Raw genomic sequence first — 17,366 nt, 5'->3', positions numbered from 1 at the left:
GGAATCCATCGACGACCACCTGGTTCGCCACCTCACCGGCTGGTCGGCGGGCCGACCCCTGCCCGAGGAAACCTCCCCGGACGTCGACGTCGACCCCGGACTGCTGCTGGACCACCTCGACGCCCAGATCCAGAGCCGGCACCTCGACCTCGCGCTGCGGTGGTTGCAGTCCCGGCAGGAGGGCTTCTACACGATCGGCTCCAGCGGCCACGAGAGCAACGCCGCGGTCGCGTTGGCGCTCCGTCCGACCGATCCGGCGCTGCTGCACTACCGGTCCGGTGGCTTCTACGCCGCGCGGGCCGGTCAGGTGCCCGGATCCACCCCGATCACGGACGTGCTGCACTCGGCGGCCGCGTCCCGGCACGACCCGATCTCCGGCGGACGGCACAAGGTCTTCGGCCACCGGGGCCTGAACATCATCCCGCAGACCTCGACGATCGCCTCGCACCTGCCCCGGGCGATGGGCATGGCGTTCGCGCTCGACCGGGGCACCACCGACACCGGCTACCCGGCCGACGCCGTGGTGGTGTGCAGCTTCGGGGACGCGTCGGCCAACCACTCCACGGCGGCCGGTGCGCTCAACGCCGTCGGGTACAGCGCCCACCAGGGCATCCCGATGCCGCTGCTCTTCGTCTGCGAGGACAACGGCATCGGGATCAGCACCCGCTCCCCGCACGGCTGGGTCCGGCGGATGCTGTCGGCCCTGCCCGGCATCGACTACGTGCACGCCGACGGCACCGATCCCGCCCGCCTGCTGACCGTCGCGGCCGAGGTGGCGCACCAGGTGCGGACCGGACGACGACCCGCCGTACTGCACCTGGGCACCGTGCGGTTCATGGGGCACGCCGGCTCGGACGCGGAACTGGCCTACCGTACCCAGGCGGAGATCGTCGCCGACTACGCCCGCGACCCGATCCTGGCCACGGCGGCGCTGCTCGCCCGACGCGGGATCCTGAGCCCCGCCGAGAGCCTCGCCCGCTACGAGCACGCCCGCAAGCTGGTGATGGACCAGGCCGAGTCGATGCTGGGCCGGGTCGACCGGCTGGCCGACCCGGCGGCGGTGACCGCCCCGCTGACCACCCGCCGGGTGCAGCAGGTCAGCCGGGCCGCACAGCGGGTCGGCACCGGTCGGGAGCGGGTGTTCGGCGGACGGCTCCCCGAAGCCCGCGGCCCGCTCACCCTGGCCCAGGCGGTCAACGCCGCGCTGCACGACGCGCTGCTCACCTGGCCGCAGGCGCAGGTCTTCGGTGAGGACGTGGCCCGCAAGGGCGGCGTCTACGGCGCCACCCGGGGACTGCGGAAGGCGTTCGGCGCCAGCCGGGTCTTCGACACGCTCCTCGACGAGCAGACCATCCTCGGGGTGGCGCTCGGCGGCGCCCTGGCCGGCACCCTGCCGATCCCGGAGATCCAGTACCTCGCCTACCTGCACAACGCCGAGGACCAGCTGCGCGGCGAGGCCGCGTCGCTGCGCTTCTTCTCCAACGGGCAGTACGCCAACGGCATGGTGGTCCGGATCGCCGGCCTGGCCTACCAGAAGGGGTTCGGCGGGCACTTCCACAACGACAACTCGGTGGCGGTGCTCCGCGACATCCCCGGCCTGGCCCTGGCGGTCGCCTCGCACCCGGCCACCGCGCCGGCCCTGCTCCGCCAGTGTCTCGCCCTGGCCGAGCAGGAGGGTCGGGTGTGCGTCTTCCTCGAACCGATCGCCCTCTACCACCGGCGGGACCTGCACACCGACGGCGACGGCGGCTGGCTGGCCCGCTACCCCGAGCCGGCGCGGTGGGCCGCGACCGAGAACCCGCTGGGCGAGGTCCGGACGGTCCGCGAGGGCACCGACCTGGCGATGGTCACCTTCGGCAACGGCGTCCCGATGAGCCTGCGGGTGGCCGGCGAGCTGGCCCGGGACGGGGTCGGCGCCCGGGTCGTCGACCTCCAGTGGCTCGCGCCGCTGCCGACGGTGAGCATGCGTGCCGCGCTCGACGGCGTCTCGCGGGTCCTCGTCGTCGACGAGACCCGCACCAGCGGCGGCGTCTCCGAGGCGGTGGTGGCCGCCCTGGTCGACGCCGGCTTCACCGGCCGGATCGCCCGGGTGAACAGCGTCGACAGCTACGTGCCGCTCGGTCCCGCCGCCGACCAGGTCCTGCTGCGTGAGGACGACGTGCGGGCGGCGGCCCGCGCCCTGCTCGACTGAACCAACACCCCGCCGGACGGCCGCAGGGGACCCTTCCCACCGCTTCTCGGGTGGGAAGGGTCCCCTGGTTCGTCGGCATCCCCACCGGCGCTGGCATCTCCACCGGCGCTGGCATCGGCGGCGGCACCGGCTTCGCGGAACGGGTCGGGACGGCACGACGGCGGCGGCCCACCCGGTGATCGGGTGGGCCGCCGCCGGCCGGGACCGGGAGTCAGTACCCCAGGTCCGGCTGTCGCTTCGTGCCGGCCAGTTCCGCGCCGGCCAGGTAGCGGTCGAGGTTGGCGCAGAAGTCGGCGTAGAGCCGTTGCAGGTTGCCGGAGCCCCGGAACGACGTGTGCGGGGTGACCGTCGTGTTCGGCAGGCTCCACAGCCGGTGGTCCGCCGGTAGCGGCTCCTCCTCGAACACGTCGAGCACGGCACCGGCGATCCGGCCCTGACGCATCGCGTCGACCAGCGCGTCCTCGACGACCAGCGCGCCCCGACCGACGTTGACCAGGACCGCCGTCTCCTTCATGGCCGCGAACCGCTCGGCGTCGAAGAAGTACCGGTTCTCCGTGGTCAGCGGCATGGCCAGCACCACCGAGTCGGCCTCGGGGAGCACCGCGAGATGGTCGGCGTACGCCACCACCCGGTCGAACCCCTCGGCGGGGGCGCCGGTGCGGTTGACCCCGATCACGGTGGCCCCCAGGGCCCGGGCCCGCCAGGCCACCTCACGGCCGATGCCACCGGTGCCGAAGACCACCATGGTGCTGCCGATGACGTCCCGGGCGACGATCCGGACCCACTCCCGGCGCTCCTGCGCCGCATGGTGCGCGGGGAACGCCCGGAAGTGCAGCAGCACCGCCCCGACGACGTACTCGGCGATCGGCACGTTGTAGGAGTTGGGCGAGCGGGTGTAGACCAGCCCCTCGGCGAGACGCCGCTGCATGGTCTCGCCGGTCACCCAGTCGAAGCCGGCGGCGGTGATCTGGACCCAGCGCAGCCCGTCGCACTTGGCCAGCAGCTCGTCGAAGGTGTCCTCGTTCATCGCGCTGCGCAGGATCACCTCGGCGTCCAGCCACTCCTGGCGGACCGGTTCGTCGTCCGGGACCGGGGTGAACCGGCAGTGCGGGTAGCGCTCGCGCAGCTGGGGCAGCAGGTCGGCCAGGTTCGGGGTGAGCAGGACGTGCGGCCCCCGGCCGTCGGAGGTCATGATGTCTCCTGCGCACGCTTCCGGTTGTTGTACGTCACCCCGCCCTTGGCCCAGTTGTCGTACGACACCTCGTAGAGCAGGACGTGGGTGTTCTCGCGCGGCGAGCCGTACTTGACCAGTACGTCGGTCAGCTCGGCGATGATCGCTTCCTTGGTTTCCTGGTCACGCTTGCCGATCTCGGCACGGATGATTGCCATGGTCCTCAGTTCCCCTTCGGTGCGGTGGCCCCGGCGAAGTCGGGGTTGCGGGAGTACTCGGCCTTGACGGCCAGGTAGGCGAAGGCGTGCGAGACACCGGTGCGCAGCACCCCGTCGAAGACCTCGCGGGCGGAGTCGACGTCGCCGTTGTAGTAGTGCCAGTTGCCCAGGCCGTAGCCCTGGGTGACGGTCTTCAGGCTGTTGCCGTCGCACATCGCCCAGAGCTGCTCCGGGGTGATGTCACCGGTGTAGAGGCGCATCCGGCCCTCGTATCCCACCAGGTGGTCGTCCTCGACGAGGGCGATCTCGCGGAACCGGTCGAGCACCTGCTCGGCCTCGGCCGGCCGGTCGAGACGGCGCAGCGCCATGTACTGCCAGTCCTGCGACGCCACCAGGCCCTCCTGGTGCCGGGCCGACCGCTCGGCCTCCCGGAAGCTGGGCAGGCAGCCCTCCAGGTCGCCGGCGAGGTACTGGGCGACGCCGAGGTGGTACCAGACGGAGCAGTGCAGCGTGGTGTTGTACCGCTCCAGCGCCTGCGGGTCCGCGGCGGCCTCGGTCTCGCTGAGGTGCTGCGGTCGTACCTGCTCGGGCCGGCCGAGGATCAGGCTGACGACGTCCTTCTCCACCTCGGGCTGGTACATCTCGTACTCGTCCTCGACCCCGGCCAGCCCGTCGGCCGCGGTGCGCAGGTCCTCGATCGCGCCGGTGTAGTCGCCGGTCGAGATCCGGCGGTGGCCCCGGAACCGCAGCAGCCGGGGGCTGCCCGGTTCCAGTTCGAGCGCCTCGGTGAGCAGGGCCACCGACTCGTCGTGCTTGTTCAGGTAGCCCTTGAGCCGGGCGGCGATGACGTAGCGGTGGGTCAGCGGTACGGACGTCATGGGGTTGCCTTTCGTGCCGGGGGTGGTGGCGGGGGCGCCCGCGGGATTGGCGCCCCCGCCACGGCTCCTCATCGGTCGAGCCAGATGTTCCGGTAGAAGCGGTACGTCGGGGTCGCGTCGCCCCGGTAGCCCATGACGTCCTTCTGCACGACGTCGAAGTCCGCGTTGAGGAAGGTCATGGCCACCGGACCACGCTCGGCGAGGATCTTCTCGGCCTGCTGGTAGAGCCCGGCGCGCTTCTCCTTGTCCAGCTCCGAGCGGGCCTGCACGATCAGGTTCTCGTACTCCGGGTCGGTCCAGTTGCCGTAGTTCAGCCCGCCGCCCTTGAGGAAGCTGGCCGAGAACCGCTCGTCCGGGTCGTAGGTCAGGCCGAAGCCGGACTGGTACATGTCGAAGTCGGCGGACTTCGTCTTCGAGTCGGCGATGGTGGACTCGACGGACTCGATGGTCACCTTGATGCCGATCTTGGCCAGTTGCTGCTGCTCCACCTCGGCCGAGCGCACCTGGAACGCCGACGTGGCGATCACCATGAGCTTGGCCTCGAAGCCGTTCGGGTAGCCCGCCTCGGCCAGCAGCGCCTTGGCCTTCTCGACGTCGGCCTTGGCGTAGATCGGCTCGGTCACCGCGCCGTACCGGTCGGGCGGCAGGTAACCGGCGTTGAGCGGGGTGCCGAACCCGGAGTTGGCCACGTTGAGGATCTCCTGGCGGTCGAGCGCCAGGTAGATGGCCTGCCGGACCTTCACGTTGTCGTACGGCGCCTTCGAGGTGTTGAGTCGCACGTGCAGGGAGAGCGAGCCCGAGCCGCCGTACCACTTGAGTTTCTCGTCGCGCTTGAGCGCGTCGATGAACTCGGGCGCCGGACGCCAGAGGAAGTCGACCGTGCCGCTGCGGATCGCCGCGGCGCGGGCGTTGTCGTCCGGGTTGAAGGTGAAGTCCATCCCGTCGAGGTAGGGAACGCCCTGCTCCCAGTACTTGTCGTGCTTGTCGAGCTTGATCGCCTGACCGGTGACCCGGGAAGCGATCTTGAACGGGCCGCTACCGCCGTCGACGCTGCCGTTGAGCCCACCGGCCGCCTCGGCCACCGTCCTGTCCACGACCGACGAGGCGGCGGTGGAGAGCAGGGTCAGGATGGCCGCGTTCGGCTTGGCCAGCTTCATCTCGACGGTCCGCTCGTCAGGCGCCTCGACCGAGGTGATGCCCTCGTAGCTGCGGGCCCGGGGCGCCCGGGTCGCCGGGTCCTTGATCCGTTCGATCGAGTACTTCACGTCCGCTGCGGTGATCTTCCGCCCGCTGTGGAAGTAGGCGTTGTCGCGGAGCTTGAAGGTCAGGCCCGTCCCGTCCGCGCTCTGCTCCCACGACTCGGCGATCGCCGGCTTGATCTCGCCCCGGTACGACTGCACCAGCGACTCGTAGATCTGCTCGTTGATGACGAAGGCCGAGGTCTCCGACATCCGGTGCGGGTCGAGCTCGTTGGCGTCCAGCCGGATCATGATCCGGAGCCGTCCCCCGGGCTTCGGGGTGCCCGCCTGCGTCTCGTCCTCCAGGCGAACGTTGCTGGTCAGGCCGTCGTTGGAGCTGTCACCGTCGGTGGACGGAGGCTCACCACCTCCGGAGCAACCGGCCGCGAGCGCCGCGACGACGCCCACCGCCAGCGCTCTGGTCAAAAATCGGGTTCGCATGGGTCTCCTTGGCTGGTGTCACGAATCAGCGCTTACGGGTCAGGCCGGCTTCCACGTCTCCCCGTAGACCCGGAGCCAGTTGCCGCCGAGGATCTTGGTCACGTCCTCCGGCGAGAAGCCGCCGGTGAGAAGCGCCTCGGTGAAGTTGGGGAAGTCGGCGGCGTCGTCCATGCCGATCGCCCGACGCTCGTTCCAGCCGAAGTCACCGAGGAGGTTCTGCTGCTCCTTGGAGTTCGACCGGGCGATGGCCTTCAACTGGGCGATCCGCATCGGCTCGGTCCACGTCTCGTCGTAGTCGGTGGCGATCGCGACGTGGTCGATACCCGCCACCTCCACCACGCGGCTGACGTGCTCGACGAAGCGGGCCAGATCCGGACGCCGGGACGGGTCCTCCGGGTAGTAGAGGAACCCGGACAAGGTGGTGATACCCATGACGCCGCCCTGCTCCGCGAGGGTGCGCAGGTATCCGTCGGACTTGGCCCGGATGTGCGGCGACATCGCGTCGCAGAAGGAATGGGTGACGACGACCGGCTTGGCGGACGTCTCCATGGCGTCCAGGCCGGTGCGCTCGCCACAGTGCGAGACGTCGACCAGGATGCCCAACTCGTCCATCGCCTGGACGAAGCGGCGCCCCCGATGGGTCAGACCGGAGTCGGTCTCCTCGCCGCAGCCGGCACCGAGCAGGTTCTGCCGCTGGTAGGTCAGCTGAAGGATGCGGACACCGAGGTCGTAGAAGGTGCCCAGCAGGTCGAGGTCGACACCGATCATCTCGGTGTCCTGCGGGCCGAGGATGACGGCTTCCTTGCCCTCGGCCTTGGCCCGCTCGATGTCGGCGACCGTCAGTGCCAGCAGCACCTGGTCGGAGTGCGCGTCGATCCACCGACGGCACTTGTTCACCTCCCGCAGGGCGGTGACCGTGTCCGCGTACGGCCTGGTGACGGTGTGGTTGACAGCGGTGACACCCCCACGCCGGATCCGGTCGAGGTGGGCGTCGCTGAGCTCGATGACCGTGCTTCCGTCCACCACGGTGGCAGCGGCGTGCAGCTCGGTCGGCGAGTGGACGGGACGTTCCGGGGCGGCAGTGTTCACGTCATCTCCAGGATCATCGGAAGATGCTGGGACTCTACGAGAACTGCCACTTACTGTCCATAGATCCTCGGAAACTCGTCGCCTAGACACTCCTCAGCGACGAATTTCGTCAATATGGCGTAGTCATATCCGCTGTCGTCCGGCACCCAGGCACGAATGCGGCAACGACCAGGAAGCCGGACGAAACCCACCGAAGCCCCAGAAGGGACGCAGGCCGGCGGCCGACGCCTGGACATAGACGTCCACCGATCATTGACGGTAAGGTGGGTTTACTGAACCGCTTCAGCAGGCGTGAGCAGCGGCTCGACCTCACGTTGCCGCGCCGGGCGCGGGGCCGCCGGCCGCCCCACCCCCGTCCCCTTCCCCGACCGAGGAGAAGATTCATGACAACGCGATCCCTGCGGGCCGTAGCGGCGGTCGCCGTCGCCGTGGCGGCCGGACTGCTACCGGTCGTGGTCGCCCCGACCCCGGACACCGCTGCGGCGTTCGCGCCGACGACCAGGGCGACCGTCCTCGCCTACCTGCGGTCCGTCACCGGCTCGAACGTCGTCTCGGGCCAGCACAACAAGGAACCCGCCAGCCAGCCCGGCCAGTACACCCGGCAGGTCCACGACGTGACCGGGCAGTACCCGGGCCTGTGGGGCGGCGACATGATGTTCCGTGCCGACGACGTCGGCAACCGCCAGCGCGTCATCGACCAGGCGAAGACCGAGTGGGCCAACGGTTCCCTGGTCACCCTCACCTGGCACGCCTGCTCGCCCACCGTCGGCCGGACCTGCGAGTTCGAGGGCGGCGTCAAGACGCGCGTCACCGACGCGCAGTTCCAGCAGATCGTCACCGGTGGCACCGCGCTCAACCAGACCTGGCGCAACCGGATGGCCGAGGTCGTGCCGTACCTGCGACAGCTCAGGGACGCGGGCGTGCCGGTGCTGTGGCGGCCCTTCCACGAGATGAACGAGAGCTGGAACTGGTGGGGAGCGCGCCCCGGCGCCAACGGAGGAGCCAAGCTCTACCAGCAGATGCGCGACTACTTCGACAGCCAGGGACTCGACAACCTGGTGTGGGTGTGGAACGTGCAGGACAACCCGGCCGGCGGCTGGGCCGGCTACCACCCCGGCGACAGCTACGTCGACGTGGTGTCGCTGGACGTCTGGTACAAGAGCCACCCCTCGGTCGGCGACTACCAGCAGATCCAGTCGATCGCGGGCGGAAAGCCCATCGCACTCGCCGAGCTGGGCAAGATGCCCACCGGTTCCCTGTTGGACAGCCAGCCCCGCTGGGCCTACTTCATGATCTGGTCCGAGCACCTGCGGGGCAACAACACCGACACCGAGATCCGCAACGCGTACTACCACCCGCGCGTGCTCAACCAGGGCGAGGTCAACCTCGGCGGCGGCAGCACTCCCCCGCCCACCGGCAAGATCCGCGGCATCGCCAGCGGCAGGTGCGTCGACGTGGCCGCCGCCAACAGCGCCAACGGCACCGCCGTCCAGCTCTGGACCTGCGATCCCGACGGCACCGCGCAGGCCTGGACCCGGGCCGGCGACGGCACCGTCCGTGCCCTCGGCAAGTGCCTCGACGTCGACGGCGGCGGCAACGCCGACGGTACGAGGGTCCAGCTCTGGGACTGCATCACCGGCAACCCCCACCAGCAGTGGCGCTACGACGCGGACGCGCAGACGCTGACCAATCCCGCCACCGGCAGGTGCCTCGACGCCACCGGTCAGGGCACCGCCGACGGCACCCGCCTCCAGATCTGGACCTGCAACGGCCAGGGCAACCAGCGGTGGAGCGTGCCCGGGTAGTCGTGCCCGTGAGCGGTCGACGCCCACCCGGCGGCGCGGTGCGGGCCGGGTGGACGTCGGCGCGTGCCGGGCGACGCCTCGCGAACCTGTGTCGGAGCGCAGGCCGCGCGTCGGCGGCAATGGGGACCACGGGAGACGCCCCGTCCGGCTACCCGAACGCCGCCAGCGCCTCGCTGGTGAGCCTGACCATCTCGGCGACGAGCCCGAGAGCCGCGAGCAGCCAGGGCACCCAGGAGGGCGGCGGGGATGGTTTCCGGCGGATGGTGGTCTTCCTCGGCATGGTGGATCTCCTCCCGACGTGCGGAAGCCGCCCGAGCCCGGCCCGGCTGGACGGCTTCGTAGCAGGTCGTTCGGAAGATCCGGTGCGCGATTGTCGAGGCGGTGGGGCATGCGGGACTGTCCCGACACGGAGAAGCCGCCCGCCCTGGTCGGGTGGGCGGCTCCCAGTGCCGGATGTCAGCTCACGGCGCGGTCGCCCCCGCGAGACCACCAGCGAACGTCAGCACCGTCAGCGCGATCATCGGCAGCACGAACACGTACCCCAGAACCAACCCCGCGACGGCCATGCCCCTGCCGGATTTCGTGCCGTTGTTGGTGCTCGCCATCCCGAGATGCCCGAAGATGACGGCGAGGATGCACGGGATACCGAACAGGCACCAGCCACCGAGCACACCGAGGATTCCGAGAACGAGTGAGGCGGTGGCCCAACCGGAGGCGGGCGCCTGGGTGGCGACGATGACCTGCGGCCCGTACATGACGGGCGGGTGCGGCGGCCCGTACCCAGCGGGCTGGTAGGGGCTGACCGGGGCGGCCGAGATGGGCTGCTGATACGGCTGCTGCTGGTAGGGGTCCTGGTGCGGGGCAGGGTAGGACAAGGTGATGTCTCTCTGGTTGGGGGTTGGTGTCCGCTGATGGTGGCCGTTCGGGTGGTGCGGGTGTACCGAGCTGTCGGTTTGACGACTGCGGGTCTGTCCGGTCGTATGTCGACAATGGACCGTTTAGCGCTGACGGGCACGAATCGCGGCCTCGGAGGATCTACCACCGAAGGCCTACCCGACACGATGGCGACCTCGTCTTCTGGCTCAACACCCACGCTGACACACCGCTGGCCGCATCCACTCTCGTCGAGGTGGGAACGTCCCGGAGTGTCGCGCCGGCTAATGCAATGGGCCCTCCGCCGACTACTCACCGGCCGCACCGTGACGACATCGCGCCAGGCGGGCGTATTTGTTAGCTAACCGAGAGGTCGCCTCATGTCGGCTGAAGCGGCCGTGACCTGCAACTTAGCGGATCTTATACCCTATCCGTTTGGGTTGTGGCGGGTAGGGCTTGAGCCCGCGGCCGAGGGGTCTTGAATGGCTTTCAGCGCGATCACCAAGACCTCACGAGGTCCCTGGCTGTCAGCGTGATCCACTACAGGTCACTCCACTCACTCAGTCATTCACGGCTTCGCACCATATCCCGCACCAGGGATGACCTACGGGTCCAGGCGCACGAAGCCGCCACCCTCCTGTTCGTAGATGCAGGCGACGTTCACGCTGTGTAACAGGTCAACCAGATCGGAGCCCGGGTGGGACGGAAGCAGGACAGCCCTAGACTTGTGCTCGAAGTAACGCCCGTAGTCCAGCAACTGGCCGAGAGCCAGGCGTACATGGTGACGAGCCGCGGAGCTCTTTGCCTCGACCAGCTCAGCCCGACCTCCGTCGAAGAGATCTATGTAGAGAGCCCTGCCGAGGTCGGGCAGTCTTATCTCTTTGCGCGTCGCGGTGCCGCCTTCCGCAGTTACGGCGCCCACGTATCGCTCCACGAGGTCAGCCTCACGCCGCTCAGCGGTCGTCGGTTCACGCTTGGGCTCTACCTGGAAAGTCTCGGCAAGGTGAGCCTCCATCGGAACATCCCGCACTGCCGGCTTGCCCGCGCTCGTCGCACCGAACTCGGGCGCCTCGGCATTGACCGGTAGGAGCCGGAACACGATGACCTTCCGTAGGTCCCCCAGCCGGTCCCTCGCCTCTTCCGCGTACCAGGGGTGCTCCGGGTCCACCCGGAACTCACCGAGATAGCGCACGACCGAACGCTTGACCTGGTCGAAGAATCGAAGCCGAAGGCCACGGTCAAGGTGGTCCCTCACTGCTGCGTTGCCACGCACGAAGGTCTGATCGCCGACCTGGCCCTCACCCGTGTAGTGGAACGCCCCGTCAGGCCGCCACCCATCAAAGTCGTACCCGAAACGAGCACCAGCCGGGGATGAGAAGAGAAGTACGTCTGCGCTCTTGGCTGGCCGCGTTATGCCGCCCTGCCAGGATCCGCCCACACGCTGATGCAGCTGCCGCCGAATGACCACGTCGCCTATCTGAATGTCCCACGCCACCGCTAGAACGATAGAGCAAGCCAGCGAGGATAGAAGCCGCAATTACCGCAATAAGCTCAATCACCCCTCCCGTATAACCCTTAACCATGCCCATCCGCCAATGTCAACTCGTTACATTGAGGGTTTGCTCAGCTACCCTGGGTAGCTAGCGGCGCAACCGGCGATCTTCAGGGGGCGGCTATGGCTAGATACTGGCCCGTGCTCAAGGCGCGTGAAGGCGAGTTCAAAGCGCTAGGGCGACTACGAGACCACGAGGTCAGCCGCATACACCCCCTGTTTGAGGTCTGCCCCTCGGATGACGGTCCAACCAAATCCGGCCTCAAGTTCGTTCGTAAGGTTCGAGAGGCCGCACCAGCCGGCCTCACCCTGGGAGTGGACACCACGCACGTCAGAGTCAACAATGACGGTCGACCGTTGATCAGGGAGATCGCCGACGACCTGGCACAGTGGGGAATCCCTATCGCGCCAGTCATCCGTCTACACGACCCTGACGAACAGCTGTCCGCGTGCGGTGAGGCGGCACGTCTCCACAACGGCACAGCCATCATCCGTCTCGGCAGCCCGACCGCAGACCCCGACCCTGTCGCCGATGCCCCTCGGATATCCAGAGCTATGTCTATCACCAAGATGAGCCCTGATCGGTGCCACCTGGTGGTGGACATGGGCGAAGTTTCATCCGACAGAGACGTCAGTCGAGCAGAGCAGGTCATTCGGAACGTGCTTGACTCGCTAGACAACCAAGGGTGGGCATCCATCGTGGTCGCATCAGGCGCCATGCCGCCCACCATTACGAGCCTCCCGCGCAACGAAGCGACACCTCTAACGAGGTGGGATTGGAAGCTCTGGAGACGCTTAGCCGACCGCGGCCCAGATTTTGGTGACTACGCCATCGCACATCCAGCCATGCCACCCAGCGGGGTCCGTGGCCCCCTGCCCAGTCTCAGATACGCCGCCAGCGACAACTGGTGGATCTATCGTTGGGCTCGCTACGAGACCGGCGGTAATGACAGCTTTTACGATTTGTGTCAAGCCCTGACCTCATCCGACCATTGGCCGGCCGAGGGATCAAATTTCTCTTGGGGCGACAGTGAGCTCGCCCGCTGCGCCAGACGTCAGCCTGGGCCTGGAGGCGCTACACAGTGGCGAGCTTGGGGAACATCCCATCATTTCGCGCATGTCATGGGTGAGCTGGCCAGTTGTCCCGCGTCCTAAGCACACGCCGCACCTCCGCCTGCAATTCCCCCAACTCTAGGGTTTCGGCGAGGCGTTCCCAGACGAACCATCTCGGCGCCCTAGACAAGCCGCGGTGATTGCCTCGCTCACGTAGGAGCGCCATCGCTTCGTCCCGCCAGAGCAACTGGGCCACCGAGAAAGGGTTCGGACTTGGATTTCGGCTACCGCGGCGGACACTCCGGAGCCGGACCGCGCGCTTACCAGGAAGAGCGAGCCACACCCCCCACCAAGAGGGGATCATCTCGGAAGCTCGGTCCAAGTACCGCTCCGTAGTCACTAACGAGGCTCGATCTAACACCCGGCTATACAACTCGGCCTGAACCTCTAGCCGGGTTAGCTTATCCTGGTCGCTCTTAATCTCGAAACCCGAGATCCGCCCATTAATAACCGCCACATCTACTCGGGTACGACCAGCACAGAGACCCAATTCGTGCCGGATCTGAGTGTCAGGCTGCGAATCGTACTTTGTGGCGAGACGAGCCGTTAGCGCCTGACGGATATCGCTATCGCGCATCGTGCCCCCACTCGGATCATCCGCTGCCCCAACCGCCCGCCAATACTTCCATACGCGGTTCTCCGCTTCTAGCGCAACGTCTCCGGTGTTCCTCCGACGGCGCCTGAAGGCAGACGGGCTGCGCCGTCACCGAGAGCCACTGGCCGCGCCTATCGTTTGATCCCCACGTGTCGGCGGCTCGGTCCTCTACCGACATGGCCGGTTCCCCGGCTTCGAGGATGGCGCAAGGTTCGCGCCGAGCCCACCGCCAGGCGCTACGCGATAGCGCGCAGGCTGGGAGCAGCGCGGCGGTGCCGGTAGGGGGGACAGGCCCGGATCGATGCCGGGGCGAGCGGCTTGCACTCGTGCGGCCGGGCCCTTGTCGGTGTAGTCGTGCGGCCCTGCCTCCGGTGCTCGATAGCCTTCCGCGGGCCTCCACAAAGGCGGGATGGTCTCGCTGAGGTAGTGCCGCTCCTTATAATGAAGGGGTCGATGCCCGCGTAGACCTTCACCCTGAGCGACCCGCTAGGTAGCTCCTCGATCTCGCCGCGCTGGCGCTTCCCGCGCCCGTTCGCTGTCCCCTGGGTACAGGCCGTAGCTCGCTCGCACCACGATTAACGCCAGGGAAATCGTAGATCTAGTGTTTTACCTGGTGGGGCGGGCGGGGCTCGAACCCGCGACCGAGGGATTATGAGTCCCCTGCTCTAACCCGCTGAGCTACCGCCCCCTGCCGGCGCCGGGATACTAACCCGGCCGCCCGGAAACCGGCCACCACCATGCAGGGCGACGGCACCGATCTTCCGGCACGATGGGCAACGCGAGGATAACAGCCTGCATCGACCAGGGCTGACCCCTCCACCCCCACTCCCCGCGCGCTTCCGGCCCTCCCGGCTCGCCCACCGTGGGTCGCTCCGCCGCGAATCCGGCGGGTACGACACGCCAGGGACCGGTCGACGCGGAAGGCGGGAGGCAGGGGCGCGGGGAAGACGACGAGGGGCCGGGCGGGTCAGGGGCGCAGTGCCCGGAGCAGGGCACCGGCAGCGCGCCAGCCGCTGGCCAGGGCGCCCTGGATGGAGGGGCTGTCCCGGTGGTCCCCGGCGACGTAGAGGCCGTCGCCGAGGGTGACCGGCTTGCGCAGCCGCCCCTGCGGCGGAGAAGCGGCCGGCAGGGCGTGCGGGACCGCGACCGTGGTCAGGTGCTCCCAGTCGTCGGTCGGGTGACCGTAGAGGCGGGCCAACTCCCGGCGCACGACGGGCTCGGGCGGGGCGCTCGGCAGCGGCGCGGCGACGGCCCGGGGCAGCGCGCCCATCCCCTCGGCGGGCAGCCCGATCCGACCCCGGGCGAAGGACCGCGACACCATGGCCAGTATCCGGCTGCTGGTCGTCAACTCCCGGTCGACGAGGACACCGGAGAGGAACGGTCGCACCAGTTCCTCGATGATCGCGTCGGAGAGGCCGGCCTGGCGCAGTGCGGTCTCGCTGGTCGTCTCGGTGGCGTCGAGCAGCCGGCGCGGCGGCAGGGTGGCGCAGCCGGCGGCGAGCAGGGCGAGGCGGAGCCGGTCGGTGAGGGAGCCGACGCCGGCCAGGGCGGTGCCGGGGGCACCGGCCGGTTCGCGCAGCGGGTGGACCAGCCGGACCAGGTCGTCGCCCCGGCGCACCAGGACACCGGAGGTGAAGTAACCGAGCTTCAGGGTGGCCAGGTCGAGGAGGGTGCCGAGCCGGGGGTACGCGGTGTTCAGCACCTGCAAGCCCCGGTCGAGCAGGTAACCGTCGACCCGGTCGGTGGCGACCCGGCCGCCGAGCCGGTCGCCGGCTTCGAGCAGTCGCCAGGGCACTCCGGCGCGGTGCAGGCGACGGGTGGCGGCGAGCCCGGCCAGGCCCCCGCCGACGATGACGACGTCCGGTTCGGCCGACATCGGCCATCCTCCCCTCGGTGTCGGCGGTGCGCGACGGTCGGGGAGACGACGACGCCCGCCTGGCGATGCCGGCGGGCGTTGGTGGAAAAGCTCCCCCGTTTGGACTCGAACCAAAAACCTGCCGGTTAACAGCCGGCTGCTCTGCCAATTGAGCTACGGGGGATCGCGTTTCCCGGGACCGGATCTCTCCGGCACCGTGCGACGGGGACAAGAGTACAGGACTCCCCCGGGTGTTGGTCCAGTGGGTTACCACCGAACTTCGAACCGCAAGAAGGTGGGACAAATTGCCATCCAGCCCCAGGGAGGTATGAGCAGCGAGCAGGATGGGTAGTTAGCTGCGGACAGAGGACGCAGGCGCGACACGATCGTTCCCGACCGGGCCTTGCCCGGCACGGGACGGTAGCGCGTCAGGTACGAAAGGAGCCGCCATGCGCGGAAAGATCATGTTCCTTGGCGGGCTGGCTGCGGGATTCGTCCTGGGCGCCCGTGCCGGCCGGGAGAAGTACGAGGAGCTGGTCGTCCGGGGCCGGAAGGTGCTGGACCACCCGACCGTGCAGGAGGCGGCCGGGGTCGCACAGGCTCAGGCGAACCGGCTCTACAGCGAGGGCAAGGACAAGCTCAGCCACTCCAAGCTGGGCGAGAAGCTCGGCACTGGCAGTGGGGACGGCAAGCACGAGCTGACCGCCGCCGACGACGCCTTCGCCGGCACGCCGGCCACGGTCGGGGCGAAGACCAGCGGCACCACCGGCACCGGTTCGGCGGGCGGCAGCTCGACCGGCACCGGCACCAGCGCGACCAGCAGCACCAACCGGAGCAAGTCCTCCGGCAGCGGAACCAACGGCAGCACGTTCTGATCAGCGTTGCCTTCGACGGGCCGGCCGCCTCGCGCGGCCGGCCCGTCGGGCGTCGTACAACCCCCGGAACCGCCCGGTTCCGTCAGTCGCGGTTGGTGCTGAAGGCGGCGTCGAAGGCCGCCGCGGGGGCGTCGAAGGCGAGCCGGCGGACGAACCGGAGCGCCTCGGGGGCACCGAGGAGCCGGTCCATCCCGGCGTCCTCCCACTCGATCGAGATCGGGCCGTCGTAGCCGATCGCGTTCAAGGCCCGGAAGCAGTCCTCCCAGGGCACGTCACCGTGCCCGGTGGAGACGAAGTCCCAGCCCCGGCGCAGGTCGGCCCAGGGCAGGTGGGAGGAGAGCCGCCCCCGCCGGCCGTCGCCGGTACGCACCTTCGCGTCCTTGCAGTCGACGTGGTAGATCCGGTCGGCGAACTCGAGGATGAAGTTGACCGGGTCCAGGTCCTGCCAGACGAAGTGGGACGGGTCCCAGTTCAGCCCGAAGGCGGGACGGTTGCCGATCGCCTCCAGGGTCCGCCTGGTGGTCCAGTAGTCGTAGGCGATCTCGCTGGGGTGGACCTCGTGGGCGAACCGCACGCCCACCTCGTCGAAGACGTCGAGGATCGGGTTCCACCGGTCGGCGAAGTCCTGGTAACCGCGCTCGATCATGGCCGGCGGCACCGGCGGGAACATCGCCAGGGTGTGCCAGATCGACGAGCCGGTGAAGCCGACCACGGTCCGTACGCCGAGTCTCGCCGCCGCGCGGGCGGTGTCCTTGATCTCCTCGGCGGCCCGCTGGCGCACCCCCTCGGGCTCGCCGTCCCCCCAGATCCGCGCGGGCAGGATGTCCTGGTGCCGTTCGTCGATCGGGTGGTCGCAGACCGCCTGGCCGACCAGGTGGTTGGAGATGGCGAAGACCTGGAGGTTGTGCTTGGCCAGCGTCTCGCGCTTGCGGTCGACGTACGAGTCGTCGGCCAGTGCCCGGTCGACCTCGAAGTGGTCACCCCAGCAGGCGATCTCCAGTCCGTCGTAGCCCCACTCGGAGGCGAGCCGGCAGACCTCGTCGAACGGAAGATCGGCCCACTGGCCGGTGAAGAGTGTGATCGGTCGCGCCATTGTCCTTCTCCCCTGTGGTGGTCAGGGATTCCGTGGGCGGGACCGGGGCGAGGGTGACCGGCCCGGAACGAGGGGCCGCGCCGGAGGGAGGGGCCGGTGGGTGCCGCCCGCCGGATCGCCGACGGATCGCACCTGGCACCCAGCGGGTTGCGCCTCCCGCCGGGCCACCGGCCGCCTGTCACGGCTGCCGTCACCCACTCTAGGACCGCCGTGTCCGGTCCGGAAGGGCCGGCGGGCGGCAACGCGCCCGAAGCGGGGGTGGGCGCGGCGGGCACGTCGGGCGCCGGGGTCCCCGGTCACCGGGTGGTGACCGGGGACCCCGGCTCACACGTCAGCGGAGCGCGCCCGACCTACGGCAGCGTCCACTTCTGGTTCGCAC

The 17,366-nt window shown here is 69.1% G+C and carries 15 protein-coding genes and 2 tRNA genes; 4 read left to right on the top strand and 13 right to left on the bottom strand.

The window, feature by feature from the left end; genetic code table 11:
* Positions 1 to 58 precede the first annotated feature (58 nt).
* Positions 59 to 2,191 (top strand): thiamine pyrophosphate-dependent enzyme, encoded by a 2,133-nt coding sequence (locus AB0F58_RS09730; RefSeq protein WP_357141791.1) that lies wholly within the window; start codon positions 59 to 61, stop codon positions 2,189 to 2,191.
* A 211-nt stretch (positions 2,192 to 2,402) separates the two neighbouring features.
* Here AB0F58_RS09730 and AB0F58_RS09725 read toward each other — a convergent pair whose 3' ends face one another.
* The 5 genes from AB0F58_RS09725 to AB0F58_RS09705 form a co-directional block, all read right to left on the bottom strand.
* Positions 2,403 to 3,383, bottom strand: a complete 981-nt coding sequence (locus tag AB0F58_RS09725) for a D-2-hydroxyacid dehydrogenase (protein WP_357140530.1) — start codon at positions 3,381 to 3,383, stop codon at positions 2,403 to 2,405.
* Positions 3,380 to 3,580, bottom strand: a complete 201-nt coding sequence (locus AB0F58_RS09720; RefSeq protein ID WP_357140527.1) for a tautomerase family protein — start codon at positions 3,578 to 3,580, stop codon at positions 3,380 to 3,382. Before AB0F58_RS09720 ends, AB0F58_RS09725 begins: the two co-directional genes overlap by 4 nt.
* A 5-nt stretch (positions 3,581 to 3,585) precedes the next feature.
* On the bottom strand, positions 3,586 to 4,458 hold the full coding sequence (locus AB0F58_RS09715; RefSeq protein WP_357140524.1) for a tetratricopeptide repeat protein: 873 nt from the start codon (positions 4,456 to 4,458) through the stop codon (positions 3,586 to 3,588).
* Between the two features lie 68 nt (positions 4,459 to 4,526).
* Positions 4,527 to 6,137 (bottom strand): ABC transporter substrate-binding protein, encoded by a 1,611-nt coding sequence (locus AB0F58_RS09710; RefSeq protein ID WP_357140522.1) that lies wholly within the window; start codon positions 6,135 to 6,137, stop codon positions 4,527 to 4,529.
* Between the two features lie 39 nt (positions 6,138 to 6,176).
* Positions 6,177 to 7,226: a membrane dipeptidase gene (locus AB0F58_RS09705; RefSeq protein ID WP_357140519.1), complete on the bottom strand. Its 1,050-nt coding sequence runs from the start codon at positions 7,224 to 7,226 to the stop codon at positions 6,177 to 6,179.
* 383 nt (positions 7,227 to 7,609) lie between these two features.
* On the opposite strand from AB0F58_RS09705, the gene AB0F58_RS09700 reads away from it, so the two are divergent.
* The gene (locus AB0F58_RS09700) at positions 7,610 to 9,031 is read left to right on the top strand and encodes a glycosyl hydrolase (RefSeq protein ID WP_357140516.1); all 1,422 of its coding nucleotides are present in this window, start codon (positions 7,610 to 7,612) and stop codon (positions 9,029 to 9,031) included.
* 148 nt (positions 9,032 to 9,179) lie between these two features.
* Here AB0F58_RS09700 and AB0F58_RS09695 read toward each other — a convergent pair whose 3' ends face one another.
* The 3 genes from AB0F58_RS09695 to AB0F58_RS09685 form a co-directional block, all read right to left on the bottom strand.
* Positions 9,180 to 9,311 carry a hypothetical protein gene (locus AB0F58_RS09695; protein ID WP_357140513.1) on the bottom strand — a complete coding sequence of 44 codons (132 nt, stop codon included), beginning with the start codon at positions 9,309 to 9,311 and terminating at the stop codon, positions 9,180 to 9,182.
* A 181-nt stretch (positions 9,312 to 9,492) separates the two neighbouring features.
* Complete coding sequence (locus AB0F58_RS09690; protein WP_357140510.1) at positions 9,493 to 9,786, bottom strand: DUF4190 domain-containing protein; 294 nt, start codon at positions 9,784 to 9,786, stop codon at positions 9,493 to 9,495.
* Positions 9,787 to 10,508: 722 nt separating this feature from the next.
* Positions 10,509 to 11,399, bottom strand: a complete 891-nt coding sequence (locus tag AB0F58_RS09685) for a hypothetical protein (RefSeq protein ID WP_357140507.1) — start codon at positions 11,397 to 11,399, stop codon at positions 10,509 to 10,511.
* Between the two features lie 180 nt (positions 11,400 to 11,579).
* On the opposite strand from AB0F58_RS09685, the gene AB0F58_RS09680 reads away from it, so the two are divergent.
* Positions 11,580 to 12,611, top strand: coding sequence for a beta family protein (locus AB0F58_RS09680; RefSeq protein ID WP_357140504.1), 1,032 nt, complete (start codon positions 11,580 to 11,582; stop codon positions 12,609 to 12,611).
* On the opposite strand, the gene AB0F58_RS09675 is transcribed toward AB0F58_RS09680, so the two are convergent.
* The 4 genes from AB0F58_RS09675 to AB0F58_RS09660 all read right to left on the bottom strand — a co-directional run bounded on the left by AB0F58_RS09675 (position 12,577) and on the right by AB0F58_RS09660 (position 15,203).
* On the bottom strand, positions 12,577 to 13,146 hold the full coding sequence (locus AB0F58_RS09675; RefSeq protein ID WP_357140500.1) for a sce7726 family protein: 570 nt from the start codon (positions 13,144 to 13,146) through the stop codon (positions 12,577 to 12,579). The two genes, AB0F58_RS09680 and AB0F58_RS09675, sit on opposite strands and share 35 nt — an antisense overlap.
* Positions 13,147 to 13,775: 629 nt before the next feature.
* A tRNA-Ile gene (locus AB0F58_RS09670) sits at positions 13,776 to 13,852 on the bottom strand.
* Between the two features lie 279 nt (positions 13,853 to 14,131).
* On the bottom strand, positions 14,132 to 15,040 hold the full coding sequence (locus AB0F58_RS09665) for an FAD-dependent oxidoreductase (RefSeq protein WP_357140497.1): 909 nt from the start codon (positions 15,038 to 15,040) through the stop codon (positions 14,132 to 14,134).
* A gap of 90 nt (positions 15,041 to 15,130) precedes the next feature.
* Positions 15,131 to 15,203, bottom strand: a tRNA-Asn gene (locus AB0F58_RS09660).
* Between the two features lie 265 nt (positions 15,204 to 15,468).
* Between AB0F58_RS09660 and AB0F58_RS09655 the strand changes: the two genes are divergently transcribed.
* On the top strand, positions 15,469 to 15,894 hold the full coding sequence (locus tag AB0F58_RS09655; RefSeq protein ID WP_357140494.1) for a hypothetical protein: 426 nt from the start codon (positions 15,469 to 15,471) through the stop codon (positions 15,892 to 15,894).
* A gap of 82 nt (positions 15,895 to 15,976) precedes the next feature.
* Here AB0F58_RS09655 and AB0F58_RS09650 read toward each other — a convergent pair whose 3' ends face one another.
* Positions 15,977 to 16,987 carry a sugar phosphate isomerase/epimerase family protein gene (locus tag AB0F58_RS09650; protein ID WP_357140490.1) on the bottom strand — a complete coding sequence of 337 codons (1,011 nt, stop codon included), beginning with the start codon at positions 16,985 to 16,987 and terminating at the stop codon, positions 15,977 to 15,979.
* Positions 16,988 to 17,366 lie beyond the last annotated feature (379 nt).

It is taken from the genome of Micromonospora sp. NPDC023956, assembly GCF_040639195.1.
Classification (GTDB): Bacteria; Actinomycetota; Actinomycetes; order Mycobacteriales; family Micromonosporaceae; genus Micromonospora.
The sequence above is the reverse complement of the archived record's forward strand: the minus strand, read 5'-3'. Positions and strand labels throughout refer to the sequence as shown.